Source organism: Microbulbifer pacificus (genome assembly GCF_002959965.1).
GTDB lineage: Bacteria > Pseudomonadota > Gammaproteobacteria > Pseudomonadales > Cellvibrionaceae > Microbulbifer > Microbulbifer pacificus_A.
Genome location: NZ_PREV01000026.1, coordinates 1,093,634 through 1,112,605, shown reverse-complemented (window position 1 = coordinate 1,112,605; position 18,972 = coordinate 1,093,634). Strand labels below are relative to the sequence as shown.

Here is an 18,972-nt window from a genome sequence, read left to right as displayed (position 1 = left end):
GGCTGGTTGGAGCCACCTCTGACATTGTTCGTGTAACAGCTGCCTTACTGGCGCAACCAAATCGTCGGGGTCATACAGGGCGACCAGCAACTCACGGGCACTATTGCCGACAGCATCGCCTGTCTTGAACCGCACCTGGATATTCAGCGGATTTTGTACTGCGCTAGCCTGGCATGTATCCACGAAGAAATACTTCGTATGCCCATGTAATACAACACCCTGGTGGGCGATATGGGCACCAGCCTCAGCGGCGGTCAAAGGCAAGAATCGTGCTGGCACATGCCCTATATCGGGCGCCGCGCATCCTTGTAATCCCCCCATTTTTAATCGCTCGCATGAGTAGAAAGTTGGCCCGCCTGTAGCAATTGGGCTGGAGGTGCTCCACCGATAGCTGAATTCGGCCGCTCATTATTGTATTGCCACAGCCACTGAGTAGCTAATAGCTGGGCATGGGCAACGCTGGTGAATTCGTGCAGCTCAAGCCATTCGTGTCTGGCCGTCCGATTGAATCGTTCAATGTAAGCGTTCTGAGTTGGCTTCCCGGGCTGGATATATATCAGCGTTATTCGCTTTTCGTTCGCGCACTCCACCAGTGCCTGAGAGATGTACTCTGGTCCATTATCGCAGCGAAGGGCGGCGGGCTTACCACGCCATTCAATGATCTGATCCAGTGCCCGTATCACCCGTGCCGAGGGCAGCGACAAATCGACTTCGATGTCCAGCCCCTCTCTCGACGCTGAGACGGCCTTACAGCTTTCCCTCAAGCGCCTCTTGGCGCAGCTCGGCCTTGAGCCGCTCCTCGGCATACATCTTCTTCAGTCGGGCGTTTTCAGCCTCCAGCTCCTTAAGGCGCTTCATGTGCGACGCATTCATACCACCGAACTTAGCCTGCCACTGATAAATCAGCGCGGTACTGACATTGTGCTCACGGGATAGGTCAGCGACCGGAACCCCGGCCTCATGCAGCTTCAGAATTGCCAGAATCTGGCTATCGGAGAATCGAGACTTCTTCATTATTCGCTCCTTAGGCGATCACTGTAAAAGTCTCTACTCAAAACCCCGATTAATTTTCGGGGGGATTACGGTGATGCGCCGCTGTCGGTGATCAAGCTGTGCATCGAGAATCAGAAAGGGGCTTCCCCCCCCAACTATATTGGGAGGAGAATGCGCCCCATAGTGTTCAATGCGCCCTCTATAGGGCTCCGTCTATGACAACTTTTAACATCTTGATATAACTTGTGTCATGCCATCCATGGGCGATCACATAAAAGGCACCGCTATAGGCTTGATCCTTTGGTAGATCAAGATAGCGAGGCGAGTTCTTGTCTACGGTGAACATGACCTGGCCAAACCCGCGCTGGACCCCATCCTCCATTTTCAAACGGCGGCCATTAAAGAATAACTTTTGCCCGATCATATCAATGGGATAGACCTGCCCATCTTCGCCGACCACATCGACAATGAGAGACGTTTTACCGGGCTGCCCCGCCCAGAGCACGCGGGATTCCTCCTGAGGGCCATCGGTAGACAGACCCGGTTGCACCGGTGCATAAAAATAAACCGAAGAACGTTGGGGCGTTTCCAGGCTGTAGTTCCTGCTCCACTGATCGAGCTTTAAAAGGTCCTCATCAGGCTTTCTGAAATCAACGGATACATCGATTGCCCTAGAATATCCAGTATTGTGCCAACCCTGTGCTATTACATAAAAGCTTCCACGGTAATTCTGGCCTTCCGGTAGTTGCCAGTATCGATCCGAGCCCTTGTCGAGGGTAAATATCACTTGGCCGTAGCCTCTCTGTACACCATCCTCAATCTTCACACGACGTCCATGCATAAAGTACTTTTGCGCCTTAATGTCAACAGAGTAAGACTTTCCATCATCGCCGACAACCTTGATATGCAATGATGTTTCTCCTGGGGCTCCCGACCAAAGATGGCGCGACTCTCGCTGTGGGCCATCGGTTTCCACATCCTGATGTCTTGGCGTAAAGAAATAGACGGAGGAATCCCCAGAAGGCGTTTCTAGGCTGTAATTTTTACTCCATTCATTTAATAAAAGTCGATCCCTGTCGCTGGAAAAGCTAATTCTGACATGTATAGATTTTCTGTAACTCGTTACATTCCAGCCGGCCGCAACCACTTCAAACTCTCCTTCGTATTGACCTGCTGGCAACATCAAAATTTCATCCGGGTCTAGGTTGAAGCGGATTTGGCGGTCCGAGGGAGCACCGTTCTCCAGCTTGTAGTTCCCCTTGCGACCTCTTATTTTCACTTGGTACCTTTTCCCAGTACTGATATTCCGTACCCAAGCCAAAATATTTGTATGCCCAGCTACGCCATTCCAGTGCGACCTGTGTGCATCGGTGAGCCCATCCGTCGACGCAATACCGTCCTGAAAAGGAATATAAAAATAGATCTTTCCATTTACATCATGCTCAATAGTGGATGTTTCGTTCAGAAGCAGATAGTGGGGGGTCCGGTTTTTCTGGGAGGGGACGCTAAGGAAGTCTTCCAATATCAAATATTCTAACCTCTCGCTATCCTCGACCTCTACGGATATGATTAGCGGTTGGTGTGACTGCCGGTCAAGGAGATCAAAATAAATCCTACTTCCCGATACATACGCATACTCCAAGTCTGATTTTTCTCCAACGACTCGAATCTCACGGACATTGCCGGAAAATCCTGGCTTGGCAAACAAAATAACGGATTTATTTCTACCGTCCGCCGCCATATAGATATTTGCGGATTCATGCGGAGTCTCACCGGGCTCTATTACCCCCTCAGAGAACATTTGAGGGATGCCACGGCTTACAAAGTCATCCCACCCGTATGCCAGCCCGCTCGAATGGGAGTAACCCATTGTATGAGCATTTTCATGGGAAAAATTAGAGTAGGCGAAGTTGTAACTTCTATCTGCGTTGAAGTAGGACATCGGCCAGTTTATTGATAACCAGGAACTGCTCGCAACTCCTGCAGATCCAGACTGGTTAACCCGGTAACTCTTTTGTAGCCTGTAGGTCAAAGTTTTATGCCATTTCGCCAGTGAGCCTGCACTCGTCTCATCTCGATGATCTTTAAAATAGGACATAAAGTCATCCCTGGTTGATTTTCTGGCATAGAACTGTTTCATATGATTAAGGATTAACCGATAGCTCTCTATGTCTATCAGCTTGTTGGAAGCATGAAAATCCGAGGGTGAAGACCGGAACTGGGGGTTGGGGTCTAGGAATGCGAGCTTATCTCCCTCCCCTGCTGACACCATAGAATCCGCGATGCTCAACTCTACGAAAGTGAATGGTGGTAGGCTCTCAGGCAAATAGAAGGCTAATCCAGTTTTATACAAAGCGATCCCTGAAAAATGACGCGGCGTGTAGTTTTCGATTCGCACAAGTTCGTCCTCAGTCGCTGAAACCTGAACATCATTTACATAGAACCCCGTGTAAGCATCATCCGGAATATGCCCCGAGGTCGGATCCAGTAATGCACTTTCCCTCAACAGACCGCTATCTTTTAATTCATAGGTTGGCAAAAGCATGTTCTGAGTTGTTATGTCACTTCTAAAAGTTACGCTGCTAAATTCGGAAGCTGAAATCTGCATCGAGAAAACAATCATCGATAAATAAATGAGAGTATTAAAGGAGGAAGATGGCACTCAATGTTATCCTTGGTTGACTGAAAAAGCTGTGTTACGAATAGTTGTCTGTGTGCGGCAGGTGAAGAGTAAGTTTTAAATTTACAGAACTTTTGGTTAATCACCGTTTTATCGCCAGAAAGCCTTGAAATTCTCGCATTTGTAAAAATCAGTTCATTTAACCCACTCCTCTTCTTTCTCTATGACCAAGCTTACAACGAGGGAACGGACAATACGTTAAAATCTCTGAAGCGCGAATGGGTTAACTGTAGCCAGGCGAAAAGGCAGAAACACTGCTATGTCCCTCAGCGTAACATCGTCTCGCTGAAAGATCACAGGTATAGATTTCAGGGTAGCCGGAAGAAAAGGCAGATTCGGGCAGACTGCATGGCTCTGCCTGAATCTAGGTGAGCATTCGCCCGAAGACAACAACACTTTTCTACGTGAGAATTGTAACGAAATCTATAATGCAAAACTTCCTGGCTTATAGGAACCCACCACCCCAAGAATTCAGAATCTTCTTAATCTGGGTGCTCAATTCTTAGAGTGGATTGATCGGTTTGTGTGGGTCGCAGATATACTCTCCTCTGTCATTATGAGCTGCACCATTTTTGTGATGTTGCGCCAAGCAGGTGTCATAGAGCGTTTGGTTGGCCGAATACTGGGAGCAATTGAATGACTGGCCAGACTTTTTGCTGACTTGCAGCTGGCAGTTCACGAAGTCCTGAGAGTTGCCTGCAAGGGGATCGCAGGTGCTGGGAGCAACTGCAGTGCTGGCTTTGCCTGTGGACTTACAGTTCATATCGCGATTCTTGCATCTGGGCGGATCTTCCCAGAAGCCCAGTGTCGCCAGGTCGATGGCAAACTCGGTTTGTAGTGGTCAACTGTTTCCGGACAGTAAGTTAAGATTTTCTTCCACCTTTGCGGGCGGGAAACCATCGTTTTGCTGATGCGGACGTTCCCAGTTGTAGTAAGTCATCAGGTAGTAGCTGATGACTCGGCTTGCCTCGGCAATTGAGTCGTATCCAAGAGACGGTACCCACTCGCTTTTCAAACTTCGGAACAACCTTTCCATCGACGCATTGTCCCAGCAGTTTCCACGACGACTCATACTCTGCGTCATCCGGTAGCGCCACAGCCGCTGCCGGAACAGGCGACTCCTATACTGGCTGCCTTGACTGAGATCGCCCAGCCGACGATACGGCGGGCTTAGAGAAGGCCTTCAAGGAGTTTTTCCGTCGAGCGAAGGCGGGGCTGGCGCCGGGTTGTCCGCATTTTAAACTCCTGCGGCGTTTCTCCAGCTTTGAGATATACGGTGACTCCGACTGGTCGTTTGGGATGGGGAGGAGCGCAAAAATGGTTGGTTTACCCTCAACGGAGTTGGTCGCCTTCGCGCTTGCAGCAAAGCCCGAAGTCCAGGCAAAGAAAGATCCAAGTATAAAAGTAGCGGGTGATTTCATTCACGAAGCCGACAGTGAGTGGCGGGAATCACGAATTGGAGAGAGCCAGGAAAGGAAGAGTTCGCAAAAATCCTTTATAAACAACATGTTGATTGACTTTTGGCGAAAATTTCCAGAGTCTCTGCCGACCCTCTAAATCCACTAAGATGTATTCCCCCAAAACCTCGATCAATTTTGGGGGGGATTACAAACCCTCTCGCCTGCGGGCTATTTGTTGCTTTTTAACTACCGAAAAAACTACGTAATCACCCGGGAGCTATTACAGCCCCTCAGACTGTGAGACCAGATAGCTTCGTAGAGGCTTTCGAGGTCCCTGGTGAAACGGATGGTATCGAACAGTGGCGATGTCTCTCTTGCCGAGAGTAAGCGCCGCCGCAGTGATTCCAATTGTTTCGGCTGGGTTGCGAGGTGAAGCGCAGTCGTGAAATAGCTTTCGCTATCATCTGCAATCAACTCGGGAAAGCCGTGCGTAGTTAGTAGACTTGCTGCCACTTTACTCGCAAATCCCTGGCCCGGTGTTGTGACCAGTGGAACACAGGCCCACAAAGCGTCACTGGCTGTTGTGTGGGAGTTGCAGGGAAAGGTATCGAGGGCGATATCGGCGAGCTTTAAGCGCGCAAGATGATCTTGTTGCGACACGCGAGGTGCGAATATGACACGAGTCGGATCAACACCTCTGTGTTTGGCTTCCCGCAGGAGATTGATACGTGCTAAAGGCTTGCCGGGGTCAAGAAGCCACAGAATGCTGCCGGGTACTGAGGTGAGCAGGCGACACCAGATGTCGAAACAGGCGGGGTTGATCTTTATCACTTGGTTGAACGAACAGAAAACTAGGCCTTCCGCGGGTAGTCCGGCGTTTGTACGTGGAATTGATGCCGGCCAGGGGCGTTGGTTGTCATTGGGCTGGTAACAATTCGGCATCAATGCGATTTTTTCACTGAATGATTCCGCATTATTGGCGGGGGTGACGATTCGGTCTCCGATAATATAATCGGCCAATCGCTTGTGCCCCAGTGAGCCAGGATAGCCCAGCCAACTGACGATGATGGGAGCTGGGCGCAGCGCGCTGATACCCAATCGTGCTCCGGTCGTGTAGCCCTTAAGATCAACCAGGATATGAATACCAGCTTGGGAAATACGTGCGGCGGACTGCTGGTCTGACAGGGCTGAGAGGTCGGTGGGAACAAACCCGGCAGTGTTGATTCTTCGGGTAAAATTATCCTCCTTGTTCGGGCCATACGAGAAAAGATGGATTTCAACCCGACTTGAATCATGTGCCTCAAGTACGCCTGCGAGCAGGTGCATAGTGGGGTGGTCATGAAAGTCTGCGGAGAGGTAGCCTATTTTCAGGGGCTCTCCCGGATGCCTAAGTACCGGTGAAAGCAACTTCCGAGGATTGGTAAGCGCGGGGATTTCCGCCATTGCGAACCTCATTGCCGCTCGGCGATGCCAAGTGGGCTCCATGCCGAGAATATTGAGTAATGTCCAAGGTGGAGGGGGGGAGGGTTCTTCGGCCTTCAGAGTGGCGGTATCGATGCTATCCAGACCGTGCCATGCCGCATTTTTTCGGCGCATGTATTGTAATCTTCCCCAGGCGTGCACAGCGCGGTATTCCTGTTCACACTCGTCAAGGCGTTCGTTTTTTTCCAGGAGCTTGCCGAGTATCAGGCGCGCTTCAGTAAAATTAGGGGCCAGCGAGAGCACCCTGCGCAACGTCCTTTCCGCCTCATCATAACGGCCCAGTTTCGAGAGAAGGGCGCCGAGATTTTTGATGGCCACCGTATAGTTGGCATTGTTTTGGATGGCCCTGTTGTACAGTGCCTCGGCTTCTGGGTAGCACTTCTGTTCCATCAACAGATTTCCCAGGTTATTACAGGCCTTGGCTGATTCGGGCCCGATCCTGAGAGCATGTTTGTATGCATCGATCGCTCCGTCGGTATCGCCAGTGGCCTTCAGGACCAGAGCCAAGTTTACGTAAAAGGCTCCACATGCACCTAGTTCCAGTGCTTTTCGAATAGAGTTCTCTGCAGCCTGGAGCCGGTTGGTTTGATAAAAAATGACCCCGCGTAAATGATACGCATCTGCGTGCCGTGGAGTGCGTAAGAGCAGTTTTTTCAGAATGGCTTCTGCCCGTGATAGTTTGCCTCCGTTATAGGCCGCAAGCGCGGCATCATAGCCTTGAGAGTTGGGGGGAGTGGTATTGCGAATTTCGCGTCGAGTCATGGAGAGCCCATAAAATTTTGATGTTTGAGAATGGCTGCTTTTAAGGGAAAGGATCTTTCCTGCGGAGGTGCACCAGGCCCAGGTGAGGCCGGCACGGTTTTTTCACAGTACGAGCAGCCACCCCGCAAAGGAATTGTTGGAATCTTCCACCCTGCCTTCGGTTACTGCTGTATCTGTTACCCGAATCGTCCAGATGCCGTTAAGTAGTTCGCCGGAAAGATCCAGGGTTTTGACTTCATTCCCCGCATTCCACGAGTAAAATCCTGCGGTTTGATCTTTCAGATTGTAAACTGATCCATCGGGGGCAATAAGGTCGACAATCAAGGATTTACTCGAATTCGTGTAATCCTGAAAGACCTGGTAGTGAATGGATGCATTTACGGGTGCGTTGCCGTTACGGCCAAAGACAGCCAAGGATCGCTCTAGTATTCCACTTGCGGGGAAGGGTTTTACATCGAAGTCTTGATAAATCTGAGTTCCTCCTCCATTTGGCATAGAGTAGCTCCCAATAATCCAGTTGTTCGCGTTCATTCCTTGGCTTGTTAAATATTTCGTATCAACGTAATAAATGCCGGGCTGCGGATTATCGAGCGTACAAGTTTCCTTGAGGGAAGGTATTCCCCCGATAGTGCCGGGACCCCACTTGCAGTCGTAATCGGTGTCGGTAGGTGGCGAGGCATACTGGACATAATGAGTTCCGAAGGGATTGTTCACGAAGGTCAGCGTGCTGGCTCCAGCTGGTACCTCTATCCAATAGCTCTCGTAATCAGTGGTGGGTTTGTTGTACCTGCGAAGTACGCCATTGAGTAATTCCTGCTGGGGAAGACGGGTGGTTAAGGCATGGGCATCAACTATACCGGTGCCCATGGGCTGCATAGGTGTTACGGGGATTGCACGGGCTGTGCTCTTGAGCAGGTTTTCCTTTTGTTCCGGGGCGCTGGTTGGATAATGCTCGGTCAGTAGTGCCAGGGCGCCCGAGACGTGTGGTGCCGCCATCGAAGTTCCGGACATGTAGCTGTAGGTTTCCGCAGAGGGCCCGTTGGTACCGGTGTTGTGGGTCGATAGCACATATTCTCCGAGGGCGGCGATATCGACAGCAGTTCCGTAGTTGGAGAAATAGGCACGTGCACCTATGTTGGTGGTGGCGGCCACGGCGATGACGTTGTTGCAATTCGCCGGCCGTTTCTCCGAGGCGTCAGTATCGTCGTTGCCCGCCGATACCACGATTGCGGTTCCGTTCTGAACAGCGGTATCGATCGCGTTTTGGTATGTGGTGCCGCATGATCCGAGGCCGCCCAGGCTCATGTTGATCACATCCGCTGGAAATTCATTGACCGGAATTCCGGGCACCGCGCCGCCGGAGGCCCAGATAATGGCGTCGCTGATGTCGGAGATGTAACCGCCGCATTTGCCCAACACTCTCACTGGCACTATCCCGGCGCCTGGGGCAACCCCCACGATACCCGCTTCGTTGTTGGCAACCGCTGCGATGGTACCGGCGACATGGGTGCCGTGCCAGGTGGAGGAGCCCGCCGAGCGATTGCTGCATTCGCCGGCGATGCGGTAGTCGCCGGGATCGCTGGGATCGCTGTCACGGCCGTCGCCATCGTTTGCGTTGTTTGGCTCGGCAATGAAATCGTAGCCCGGCAAGAGGTTGCCGACCAGGTCACTGTGCTCCGTGATGCCCGTGTCCAATACGGCCACGATGGCGCTCTTGCCATTGCCCCTGTCCCAGGCGTGATGCGCGTTAATGCCTGAGACCTCCTCGTGTAGTCCCCACAAATAGGGGTATTGGGGGTCATCTGGGATTAGGCCTGCCTGGAGTAGGGCGTCCACCTCGACATATTCCACATCGGGATCGGCAGCCAGTTGCTGCATCAGCGCTTGGGATTCGCTGCGGTCGAGCTTTTGGCTGCTGACGATAACATCATCACCGGTCGCGGTTTGGCGGAGTGCCTGCAGGGCAACCGCCTTGCCGCCGACTCCCTTTTTTGCGGCTTTGGCGATTGCGGCCTGCTTGTTCGTCGCTGTTTTGTTGCTGCGGTACTTGACGATGAAACGGTCGTATCGAGCATCGTCCAGAAGGCCGCTGACGTTGATGGAAGGTGTCGCCCATGTAGCGCTCGCACAGATTGAAGACAGGGCTACAGTGGCCGCCAGGGTCTGGATTCGGTACTTAAGACTATTTTTAGATAATCGGATATTTTTATTCAAAGTTATTCCTTATTACTGTTTGACTTGAGCACTAGGAATATTGTTTGCTTTTCATTGGTTAATCCAGCCGTGGAAATATATTAAGTATACCGCCTTACACGAAAAGGATAATTCCTACAAAGCGGTTTTGATTCCCGGATGCTTACCAAAGGCCCGTAACTGCCGATCGCTTGTGGTTCTTGAACCGTGTAGTTAGTGGCCAAAAAGAGTTGACCACTACAATATCCTCTCCGGTCGAAAATCACACCTAAACTGCGCCGATCAACTTCTTCATCGAGGAATTTTTTGAGGCAAAATTAAAGATAATTCCTACGCGCCGTGCTCTGTATTCACTGAACAAATAGCGCTAAGTTTCGAATCAGGCTCTGTGGTTACTTAAATGCTCGAGATTTCACTGAAGCAGATCTAAATATGTAGGCTGCTCAGTTGTAAATTTCTGCTTCCCGTTTGATGGATTATGCACTTGTTAACCCTTAAATTTTTGGGGTTAGGAGTTCGGCTTGCCATCAGATGTTTCATGGTAAGGAGTAGTCGATGGTCGCCTCACTTGAAACGATGTCCGGTCGCCTCTGTCATGTCTAAGCTATTTCGTCGTCAAGTCATCGAGCGGCAGGCGGATAGCCTTCACGGTGAAGTGCTACTACTTCCACGCTTTTCCCATGCACTAATTCTTATTGCACTTCTTACTTGGTTCTTCGCCACATTGATGTGGCTAACCACGAGTTCCTACGCGCGTAAGGAAACGGTCGCAGGCTGGTTAGAGCCCACCTCTGGCGTTGTTCGTGTATATGCCGAACGTATTGGCATTATCAAAAAGATTTTAGTTGAGGATGGTCAGCGAGTCGTTAAAGATCAACCGCTCATTGTCGTCAACGGTGATCGAATCCTATCCGATGGGCAGCACCTCGAATCCCTGCTCCTAGCCGAATATGAGAGTCAGAGAACGCTGCTTTCAGACCAGCTTCATCGGAGTGAAGTCATTCATGCCAGAAAGCTGATAGATATTGAGCAGCGTATCAGCTCGACCAAAGAAGATATTGCTCTTTTGCAGGAACAACGGCAGACGCTAGATCACCGTTACCAGTTGCTGCAGGAGCAAGTGGCGCGCCACCAGGAACTTAAGCTCGAAGGGCATATTTCGGTGGCAGAGCTGGATGCGGTCATCGCCCAGGAGTTGGCGTTGCGAGGTCAGCGTCAGGCACTGGAGCGCAATCGGGTGAATCTCATCAATCAGCTGCAGCAAGTTGAAAGTCAGAAAGCACTGTTGCCGGAAGAGCACGCCAATGGCGTTAGTCAGCTACGGACACGGCTGTCTGACCTTGCGCAGCAGATTGCTCAGCTCCACGGACAGCGCGCATATATTGTCAAGGCCCCCAAAGACGGCATTGTAAATAACTTACAAATTCGCGAGGGGCAGCAAGCACAACCCAATATACCGGTACTGTCTTTGGTACCAGAAGGGAGTGGCTTAAATGCGGAGTTGCTGGTGCCTGTACGCTCTGCTGGTTTTCTGGCGCCGGGCCAAAAGCTGAACATTCGCTATGATGCCTTTCCCTATCAGAAGTTTGGCCTCTACCCGGGTGAGGTCGTGGAAGTCTCCGATACGCTGCTGCTGCCTGATGAGCTACTCAAGGCCCCGGTTGCGATTCGGGAGCCAGCCTACCGGGTTACCGCCAGACTTGATCGCCCATCGGTACAAGCCTACGGCAAGGACTTCGCCCTGAAGCCCGGCATGACGCTCTCCGCGGATGTGCAACTGACGGAGCGTACCCTCTTGCAGTGGCTACTGGAGCCGCTGTACAGCTTGAAAGGGCGCCTGTAATGGAAGCAACCACGCAGAAGCCCACCGCGCAGGTGCGTCCGGAGCAACTCCTGCACTTCTCCACAAGCCGTCGCCTGCCCGTAATACTGCAAACCGAGGCTGCGGAATGCGGTCTGGTGTGCCTGGCCATGATTGCCGGCTTTCACGGCTATGATACCGACCTCGCCAGTCTGCGCCGCCGCTTCCACATTTCCAGTCACGGTACCAATCTCAAGACCTTGATGGATATGGCTGGACGCCTGCACTTGGCGGGACGCGCCCTGCGCCTTGAGCTGGCGCATCTGGGAGAGCTACAGCTACCCTGTGTACTGCACTGGGACATGAATCACTTCGTCGTACTGAAGTCCGTGCAGGCCAAGCGGGTGACTATCCATGATCCCGCCATCGGCGAGCGCGTACTGGAGAGAACGGAGTTCGACCAGCACTTCACTGGTGTCGCTCTGGAGCTGACACCTACCGACGACTTTAAAGCCGGTGCAGATCGCCAGCGCCTCACCCTCGGCCACTTCTGGTCCCGCATCACCGGGCTCAAGCGCAACCTGGTGCAAATCCTGCTGTTATCACTGCTGTTGCAACTGTTCGCCATTGTGGCGCCGTTCTATATGCAGACCGTGGTGGACGACGTCATATTGCGCAGCGATGACAACCTGCTGCTGGTGTTGGCGCTTGGCTTCGGTTTGTTGTTGATCATTCAGACCGGCACCAGTGCATTGCGCGATTGGGTGATCCTGCATATCTCCAGCCGGCTCAACATGCAGATGGCGGCCAACCTGTTCCGGCACCTGATTCGCCTCCCCATGAGCTACTTTTCTACCCGGCATATGGGCGATGTTGTCTCCCGTTTTGGCTCAGTGAATCAGGTGCGGGAACTGCTCACCACAGGCCTGGTGGCCGCGGTAGTCGATGGCATCATGGCGCTGATTACCCTTGCCGCCATGTTCTTCTACGACGTTAAGCTGACCCTGATCGTCATCCTGGTAGTCCTTCTCTACGCCGTTCTGCGTCTGCTTCTCTACCGCCCGTTGCGCCTGCTCACCGAGGAACAGATCGTCGCCCAGGCGAAGCACGACACCCACTTTATGGAGTCCGTGCGCGCCATCCAGACCATCAAGCTGTTCCAGCGTGAAAACGATCGCCAGGGCCAGTGGCACAACCGCCTTGCCGACACCTTGAACAAGCAAATCCGTATCACCCGCTGGAATATCGGCTACGACACCATCAACCGTCTGCTGTTCGGTTTGGAAAATCTGCTGGTGACCTACTTCGCCGCCACCGCGGTCATGGGCAACATCCTCAGTGTGGGCATGCTCTACGCCTTTATGAGCTACAAGACCCGCTTCGTCGAATCCATGGATGCACTGATCATCAAATGGATCGAACTCAAGATGCTCGGCCTGCACCTGGACCGGCTCTCCGATATTGTCTTCACACCAACGGAGTCGATCGACCCGCAAAGTGCACTGTTGGAGCACAACGACCCGAGTATCCAGCCACTCAGGGGCAGAATAGAAGTTCGCAACCTGAGCTTCCGCTATGGAGAAGCGGAAGCCCCATCTTTCCAAAACCTCAACTTCACCATAGAAGCGGGAGAGACCGTCGCTATTGTCGGCCCCAGTGGTTGCGGTAAAACCACTTTGCTGAAATGCCTCATGGGACTGCTTGAGCCGACGGAGGGTGAAATCCTGATCGACGGCCAGCCACTGAAGCAGCTGCCTTACTACCGCAACCAAATCGCCGGGGTCATGCAGGACGACCAGCTGCTCGCGGGCACCATTGCCGACAACATCGCCTGCTTTGAACCCCAGCTGGATATTCAACGGATTGTGTACTGCGCAGGTTTGGCATGTATCCACGAAGAAATACTCCGCATGCCCATGCAATACAACACCCTGGTGGGCGATATGGGCACCAGCCTCAGCGGTGGTCAAAAGCAAAGAATCGTGTTGGCACGTGCCCTGTATCGCGCGCCGCGCATCCTGTTCATGGACGAAGCCACCAGTCATCTCGATGTGAACAACGAGACAATGGTCAATGACCACATCCAGCAGCTCACGTTTACTCGGGTGCTGGTGGCTCACAGACCGGAGACGGTCAAATCTGCGGGACGGCAGATAACATTAACTTAGTAATTATTGGAGATCGTTGTATGAAAATTCGTGAACTTAATGCTCATGAAATTCTGGTGGTTAGTGGTGCAGCTCCGAGTAAGGAAACTTGCGAAGTCCTGCGTGATTTTAGCGAGTACACTGGCGCAGCAATGGGCGGAATTCTGGGGTTTAGTTTCGGGGGTGTCGGCTCGATAATCGGCGGGTCGATTGGCGGCTTTATTGGTGGCCGGGTAGGAAGTATTGTTTATAAAGACTGCATGATTAATGCAACCTAGTTTCCAGCTTAAGTATTAACAAGATTTTAAGCTGAGCTTACATGATTTATTAGACTTGATGACTGGAAGCTCAGCTTCTTTAAAGGAAAAGAGAGTCAATCTATCTGGAGTGCGATATGAAAATTCCTGAATTTTTTATTTTGAAGAAAATTCGCGATATAAAGGAGCTGTCTCATTTGAGTACATCCGATGCAAAGAGAGCATATAGGGCTGCATATATTAAAGTAATCTTTTCTCGGAGCCTTCCTGTCGCATTGTTGGGGTATACACTTATAGTTGGATTTTTTCATGCCGTTTCAGGAGGGCAAGAAAAATACATCGCAATAATTTTCGGTTGCTACTTCATGCATATCTATCTCTATTCCAAAATGGATTTTTCAAAATTTTAGCCAAAGTATCAGTCAATAGATAGAGCTAGGTCGCCGGAATCATACAGGATGAGCCGACTTTGGCGGATAACATTGCGGGCTTTTATGGGTATTCAACGGATTGTGATCTGAGCTGGCCTGACTTGGCATGCATCCACGAAGAAATACTCCGCATGCCCATGCAATACAACACCCTGGTGGGAGATATGGGCACCAGCCTCAGCGGCGGGCAAAAGCAAAGAATCGTGTTGGCACGTGCCCTGTATCGCGCGCCGCGCATCCTATTCATGGACGAAGCCACCAGTCACCTCGATGTGAACAACGAGACAATGGTCAATGACCACATCCAGCAGTTTACGTTTACTCGGGTGCTGGTGGCTCACAGGCCGGAGACGGTCAAATCTGCAGGGAGGCAGATCAACTTGGCTGGCGATTAGCCAGTTTTTAAGTAACTATCTGGAGATAGAGTTATGAAAGAACTTACTGCAACCGAAATCAAACAGGTAAATGGTGGCTCTATTGGCCATGTTGGATCATGTGTGGCTGTAGGAAGGCTTGGAATGAGCGCAGGTGCTGGTTTCGGCCCTTGGGGTGTTGCGGGAGGCGCGCTTGGTGGATGCCTCATCGGCATCGTAGCCTATAGTTTGAAATAAGCGCAAAACCAGGGTTGCTCGGTGTACAGGATCTGTACGTCGAGCAACCCGAAATCAAATAGGTGTGAATACCTATTGGGTTGCCGAGTTAATAGTGCAGGTGAGTAGACATGAAATCCTTAGACTCTTTCTTAATGCCTTTGTTTTGCATGTGGTTGATCATTCTTTTAAGAAAAGTGGAAATGACGAAATTGGAGTTCGTTGCCCCTATATTTTTATCTTTTGTTTTTGTAACTACTTTAGAGCTTATCAATAGCTGGCGACGACGCACGAAGAAGCATTCCGCATGATCGAGCGAGATTTCTCAGGGTTTTCATGCCGTGCAAATAGAGCCGGTCAGGATGGTTTGCTCACCTCCTATGAGCTACATTTTTTCACTGTAATAATACATCATGAAAGATAGATTTTTTATTATCTATTCTCGATGGTCTTTCCTCTCCTATTTGGGGCGACCATGTTTTCTAATTTTAATTAGATAGCAAAAGGATATATTTTATTTTTGTTCGTTTGTTGCGCGATATTTTATTTAATGAAAGTCGATAGGCGTGAGAAATAGTACACTTGCTGGTTATTAAGATTTTTGCATGCGGGCATCGCTGCCCTCTAAGAGTTAATAGAAATGAGGTAACACATTATGACATCCAATTCCGCTGGTAGTGCCCAGTCACCCATGATTTTAACGCAGTTAGCTATGCAACCCAGACCTTGGGCAGCTGCCGGATGGCTGTGCTTATTTTTTATTTTTCAAAACCTAGGGAGTATTCTCTATATCGCCGGTTATGGTGGATATCTGGGTGCACAATTGGGTGCTCAAGGCGAAGTTCTTGACCCGGCGTCCATGCAGTCGCAAGTTGCCGTTCATATACAAACGCCAGCTGCATTCGCTGGAATGTATATAACACAGTTTTTTCTGGTATTGCCTGTGCTCTTATGGGCGGCGAACTTTAAAGAGCAGTCTTACTGGAATACTCTGAACCTGCGTACCTTTGCTTATAAGTTCTTGTGGCTTTGGGTCCTACTGCTGCTGGCATTTCTCGCCACGCAGAGCTTTGTACTGCAGATGATAGAGCTTGAACCAGGCGAATTCCTACAGGGAATAGCCGGTAGTCGCCACCTACTACTAGCACTGGTTTTCGTGCTTGTTGCACCTTTGTTGGAAGAGCTGATATTTCGCGGCTATTTGTTTCGTGCCTGGCGACATACGCGCCTAGGGTTCTCCGGAACTCTCCTGTTGACCTCAGCGCTGTTTACTGCAATGCACCTCGGTCAGTATCACTGGATACACTTGAGCTTCGTTTTCGTGCTTTCTCTGATGCTAGGCTTTGCGCGGGAGAAAAGTGGTTCTGTGCTACTACCTATACTGCTACACGCGCTCAACAACTTTGCCAGCGCGGTAACGGTTATCTATCTGGGGTTACAGTAAAGCCTCATTCATTAGGCCGAGGCCATCTCTGGAATAAAATCGGCGATGGCATTGGCGGATCGGCGGAGAGCATAGTCAAAGTTGAACTTCTACATTACTTGCTCCTCAAGCGATCTTTGTTAGAGTACCTGCACACAAGAATGGTTACGAATAGGAAGGTGACATGTATAGCTGGTGAACCAACAATCCAGTTAAGGCACCAAAATGAAAAAAGCTGCCCGGGGGAGCAGCAAAGGGAAACTCCTGAGTACCTCAGGGCAATATGAACCCGCTCAAACAATACCCAAGCAGAGCGGTGATAGGAGTGGGCATCCTTGCCCAGCCAACAACTTTACTAGGAGTAAAATTGTGCAGCCCGCAAATATTGCTTCACTTTAGATAAAGCTACCAGCTATTGCGAGCTCAAAAGGTAAATTCCTACAAGTCAATCGTGGACTACTCGGATGCTCTGCCTTTCAAGCTTGCGGAGATACGAATTTAAGCAGCCATCTTTTCTATGGCCGGTCCCGTGTTTGCAGCTTCCTCAAAATGCTTTCCCAGGGTATTCATCAGAGTTTTAGCGCGTTCGCAATGAAGAGTACATCCGTTAATGACCTCCTCGGCGTAGAGCGCGACATTACGGACTTGATATTCTAAAGCGCGAAGCGCGTCCAATGTCATTCCCGGCTTGTACTGACGTTCTAGCTTTCGGGTTACTTCATTCGCCAACCGGAGGCTGGTCACCAGGTGAACCTCTTCTGCAAAGGCTTTACCGATTACTTGATCGCGGTGGGTGTCGTCGAGCGTCCATGGCTCCCAATATTGAGTTCTCATCATTGCAGCCCTTTCAGTCATGTTTACAGAGAGTGTGTGGTATAGGATCTCAACTCACTTTTTGATCGCGAACACAGGGTTGATCAAAAAGTAGTCAGTTTGAAGTTGTGCGTATGGTATGCATTTTTGCGGGAGGTTCAACTGTGTAGCAGGAAATACCCTTTCGGAATCATCTTAAATTCCGCATGTGGCAACGGAGAGTTTTACGGAGGGGCCCGTAAATACGGCTTGACCCCCTTGTGAGGCGTTAAACGTATACGGCTGGCTTTAAAAGAGCATGAGGTTACTGGGCAATACTGAGAGGGTCTCTTAAGTAGCCTTTCAGTGACCTGAAAGAATGTTTTCCAGGGTACAAATTATAAGAGGTTTCCTATGGATGGTTGGGGTGGCTTGGCGTAAATTTCATCTATCGTTAAAGACAGGCGACCTTATTGAGTGCCGGCTGTAGCGGTTTTTATTTTCATTACTCCTACTTGGCTGCGACGAAAGACCCAGACTTTCGTCGCTTTTTTTTGTTCAATAATATTGTCGATCTTCGTGCGCCAGTGACGTTTACCCGCCAAGACTACTGAGCAGGCCGGTTCATATTTTCGTTGCTTTCCCTGTTTTGAACGGGTAGGAGATTTCAGTCAGTAAATGCTCAATAGGTATCATGCTTCTCTCGAAGCGTGGGTGAGTAATACCATAGGGGTGTCGCGTTCCAGCGACTGCGGTGGGGCTTTCAGATGAAGCAAAATCTGAGCAGTTGTGGGAGCTGCTGGGGTAGTCAGCCAGCGGAATGCCTTTTTTGCACCTTGGAGATTCAGTGGATCCCGAAGACTGCCTGATCGTCGGGCGGACACTCTCACGATTCAGGCAGAGTTTCCGCTCTGTTCTGAATCACACTTCGTTACTTCTCAATAATCTCCTTCATGCCGCTTTTCGCTCTCCGGGCTAGTTCTTTCCCTTCCAGGGTGATCTTCAGAAAATTCCTTCAAATTCGCAGGTTTGATACGAGTAAAACATTGCTAGAGTGCATGCAGGCTCTATTGAATGTAATGCGTGCGTATCTCTGGCGGAAGCTTTTGCAGTGATACACGCAAGACGTGATGCATAAAAAGGAAAACTAAAATGAAGCGAGCCCGAGTAATGTCACATGATTTTTCTGCGCGCGTCCAGGCACTTTGGGCGCACTTTCCTCGCCGCATATGCCTTACGTTTTTAACGTTCTGTTTGTTGTCACCCGCGGCATTAGCCAATCTCGCCCCGGCGAACTCCTGGGGACCGTCGCCTCTTCTTCAGATTCCTGAATCGATCGCAGCCTCGTTAACGGCAACGGAAAGCGGTGCTTTGTACTTCAGTGCCTTTAACGGCAATTACTACCGCTTTTCTCCCGAGGGTGCTTTGGTGTGGTCGTCACCGAATGTGGGCGTGGCGATGAATCAGGCCGCCGTCTCCGACGGCCGTGTGTTCGTCGGCACGGTGCACGAGGAGGGCGGTTCCGTATTGGCGCTGGATAACAGCGGGGCCATTCGCTGGCGCGTCACCACCGAGAGCGGTGTGATTGCCAGCCCGGTGCTCAGTGCAGATGCGTCCACTGTGTATGTCGCGACCTATGGTGGTGTTTTGCTCGCCCTTCGCGCTGAAGATGGCGAGCAGCGGTGGCGTATGCCGTTGCCGGAAGGGGAGCGCGTCAGTGCAGCCCCGGTCTTGAGTGCCGACGAGGGTAGCCTCTACGTACACACCAACAGCCATCAGGTTTTTGCATTCCAAACACCCCATACCTCACAGGTGGTGTTGCAAAGTGCCGGCGGGGCGCAGTCCCAGTCCCCGTCGATACTTTGGCAGCGCAGTATCGGTAGCGCCAACTCCACCTATTTTTAGGCTGTTCAGCGTGTTAATAGTTTTCCTTTTGATCGATGTGCAGCGCGCTATCGTCAACGCTATTTACCGCAGACTGTCTTGTGAAGACGCGGCGCGCTGTGGGAATCACTCTGCCA

13 protein-coding genes and 2 pseudogenes are annotated in these 18,972 nt (G+C 51.0%); 9 read left to right on the top strand and 6 right to left on the bottom strand.

The window, feature by feature from the left end:
- Positions 1 to 323: 323 nt before the first annotated feature.
- From C3938_RS05055 to C3938_RS05045, 3 genes and pseudogenes are all read right to left on the bottom strand, one after another.
- Positions 324 to 1,014, bottom strand: a pseudogene (locus C3938_RS05055) (integrase core domain-containing protein).
- A gap of 178 nt (positions 1,015 to 1,192) precedes the next feature.
- Positions 1,193 to 3,655, bottom strand: a complete 2,463-nt coding sequence (locus C3938_RS05050; protein ID WP_158681574.1) for a hypothetical protein — start codon at positions 3,653 to 3,655, stop codon at positions 1,193 to 1,195.
- 859 nt (positions 3,656 to 4,514) lie between these two features.
- Positions 4,515 to 4,811: pseudogene (locus tag C3938_RS05045) on the bottom strand (integrase core domain-containing protein); the annotation flags it as partial.
- Between the two features lie 179 nt (positions 4,812 to 4,990).
- Between C3938_RS05045 and C3938_RS05040 the strand changes: the two are divergent.
- Positions 4,991 to 5,230, top strand: a complete 240-nt coding sequence (locus C3938_RS05040) for a hypothetical protein (protein WP_105102114.1) — start codon at positions 4,991 to 4,993, stop codon at positions 5,228 to 5,230.
- A gap of 101 nt (positions 5,231 to 5,331) precedes the next feature.
- On the opposite strand, the gene C3938_RS05035 is transcribed toward C3938_RS05040, so the two are convergent.
- A complete protein-coding gene (locus C3938_RS05035; RefSeq protein ID WP_105102113.1) occupies positions 5,332 to 7,317 on the bottom strand; it encodes a tetratricopeptide repeat protein in 1,986 nt (661 codons plus the stop codon).
- Positions 7,318 to 7,419: 102 nt separating this feature from the next.
- A complete protein-coding gene (locus C3938_RS05030; protein WP_158681573.1) occupies positions 7,420 to 9,531 on the bottom strand; it encodes a S8 family serine peptidase in 2,112 nt (703 codons plus the stop codon).
- Positions 9,532 to 10,105: 574 nt separating this feature from the next.
- Between C3938_RS05030 and C3938_RS05025 the strand changes: the two genes are divergently transcribed.
- The 7 genes from C3938_RS05025 to C3938_RS04995 all read left to right on the top strand — a co-directional run bounded on the left by C3938_RS05025 (position 10,106) and on the right by C3938_RS04995 (position 16,180).
- Entirely contained in the window at positions 10,106 to 11,353 is a 1,248-nt protein-coding gene (locus tag C3938_RS05025) for an HlyD family secretion protein (protein WP_105102112.1), read from the top strand.
- Complete coding sequence (locus tag C3938_RS05020; RefSeq protein ID WP_105102111.1) at positions 11,353 to 13,479, top strand: peptidase domain-containing ABC transporter; 2,127 nt, start codon at positions 11,353 to 11,355, stop codon at positions 13,477 to 13,479. Before C3938_RS05025 ends, C3938_RS05020 begins: the two co-directional genes overlap by 1 nt.
- A gap of 20 nt (positions 13,480 to 13,499) precedes the next feature.
- Entirely contained in the window at positions 13,500 to 13,736 is a 237-nt protein-coding gene (locus tag C3938_RS05015; protein ID WP_105102110.1) for a hypothetical protein, read from the top strand.
- A 116-nt stretch (positions 13,737 to 13,852) separates the two neighbouring features.
- Positions 13,853 to 14,125, top strand: coding sequence for a hypothetical protein (locus tag C3938_RS05010; RefSeq protein WP_105102109.1), 273 nt, complete (start codon positions 13,853 to 13,855; stop codon positions 14,123 to 14,125).
- Positions 14,126 to 14,184: 59 nt separating this feature from the next.
- On the top strand, positions 14,185 to 14,541 hold the full coding sequence (locus C3938_RS05005; RefSeq protein ID WP_199775491.1) for an ATP-binding cassette domain-containing protein: 357 nt from the start codon (positions 14,185 to 14,187) through the stop codon (positions 14,539 to 14,541).
- A 33-nt stretch (positions 14,542 to 14,574) separates the two neighbouring features.
- The gene (locus C3938_RS05000; protein ID WP_105102107.1) at positions 14,575 to 14,757 is read left to right on the top strand and encodes a hypothetical protein; all 183 of its coding nucleotides are present in this window, start codon (positions 14,575 to 14,577) and stop codon (positions 14,755 to 14,757) included.
- A gap of 634 nt (positions 14,758 to 15,391) precedes the next feature.
- Positions 15,392 to 16,180 (top strand): CPBP family intramembrane glutamic endopeptidase, encoded by a 789-nt coding sequence (locus tag C3938_RS04995; protein WP_105102106.1) that lies wholly within the window; start codon positions 15,392 to 15,394, stop codon positions 16,178 to 16,180.
- 477 nt (positions 16,181 to 16,657) lie between these two features.
- Here C3938_RS04995 and C3938_RS04990 read toward each other — a convergent pair whose 3' ends face one another.
- Positions 16,658 to 16,996 (bottom strand): hypothetical protein, encoded by a 339-nt coding sequence (locus C3938_RS04990; RefSeq protein ID WP_105102105.1) that lies wholly within the window; start codon positions 16,994 to 16,996, stop codon positions 16,658 to 16,660.
- Between the two features lie 1,326 nt (positions 16,997 to 18,322).
- Between C3938_RS04990 and C3938_RS04985 the strand changes: the two genes are divergently transcribed.
- Positions 18,323 to 18,856 carry a PQQ-binding-like beta-propeller repeat protein gene (locus C3938_RS04985; RefSeq protein WP_158681572.1) on the top strand — a complete coding sequence of 178 codons (534 nt, stop codon included), beginning with the start codon at positions 18,323 to 18,325 and terminating at the stop codon, positions 18,854 to 18,856.
- Positions 18,857 to 18,972 lie beyond the last annotated feature (116 nt).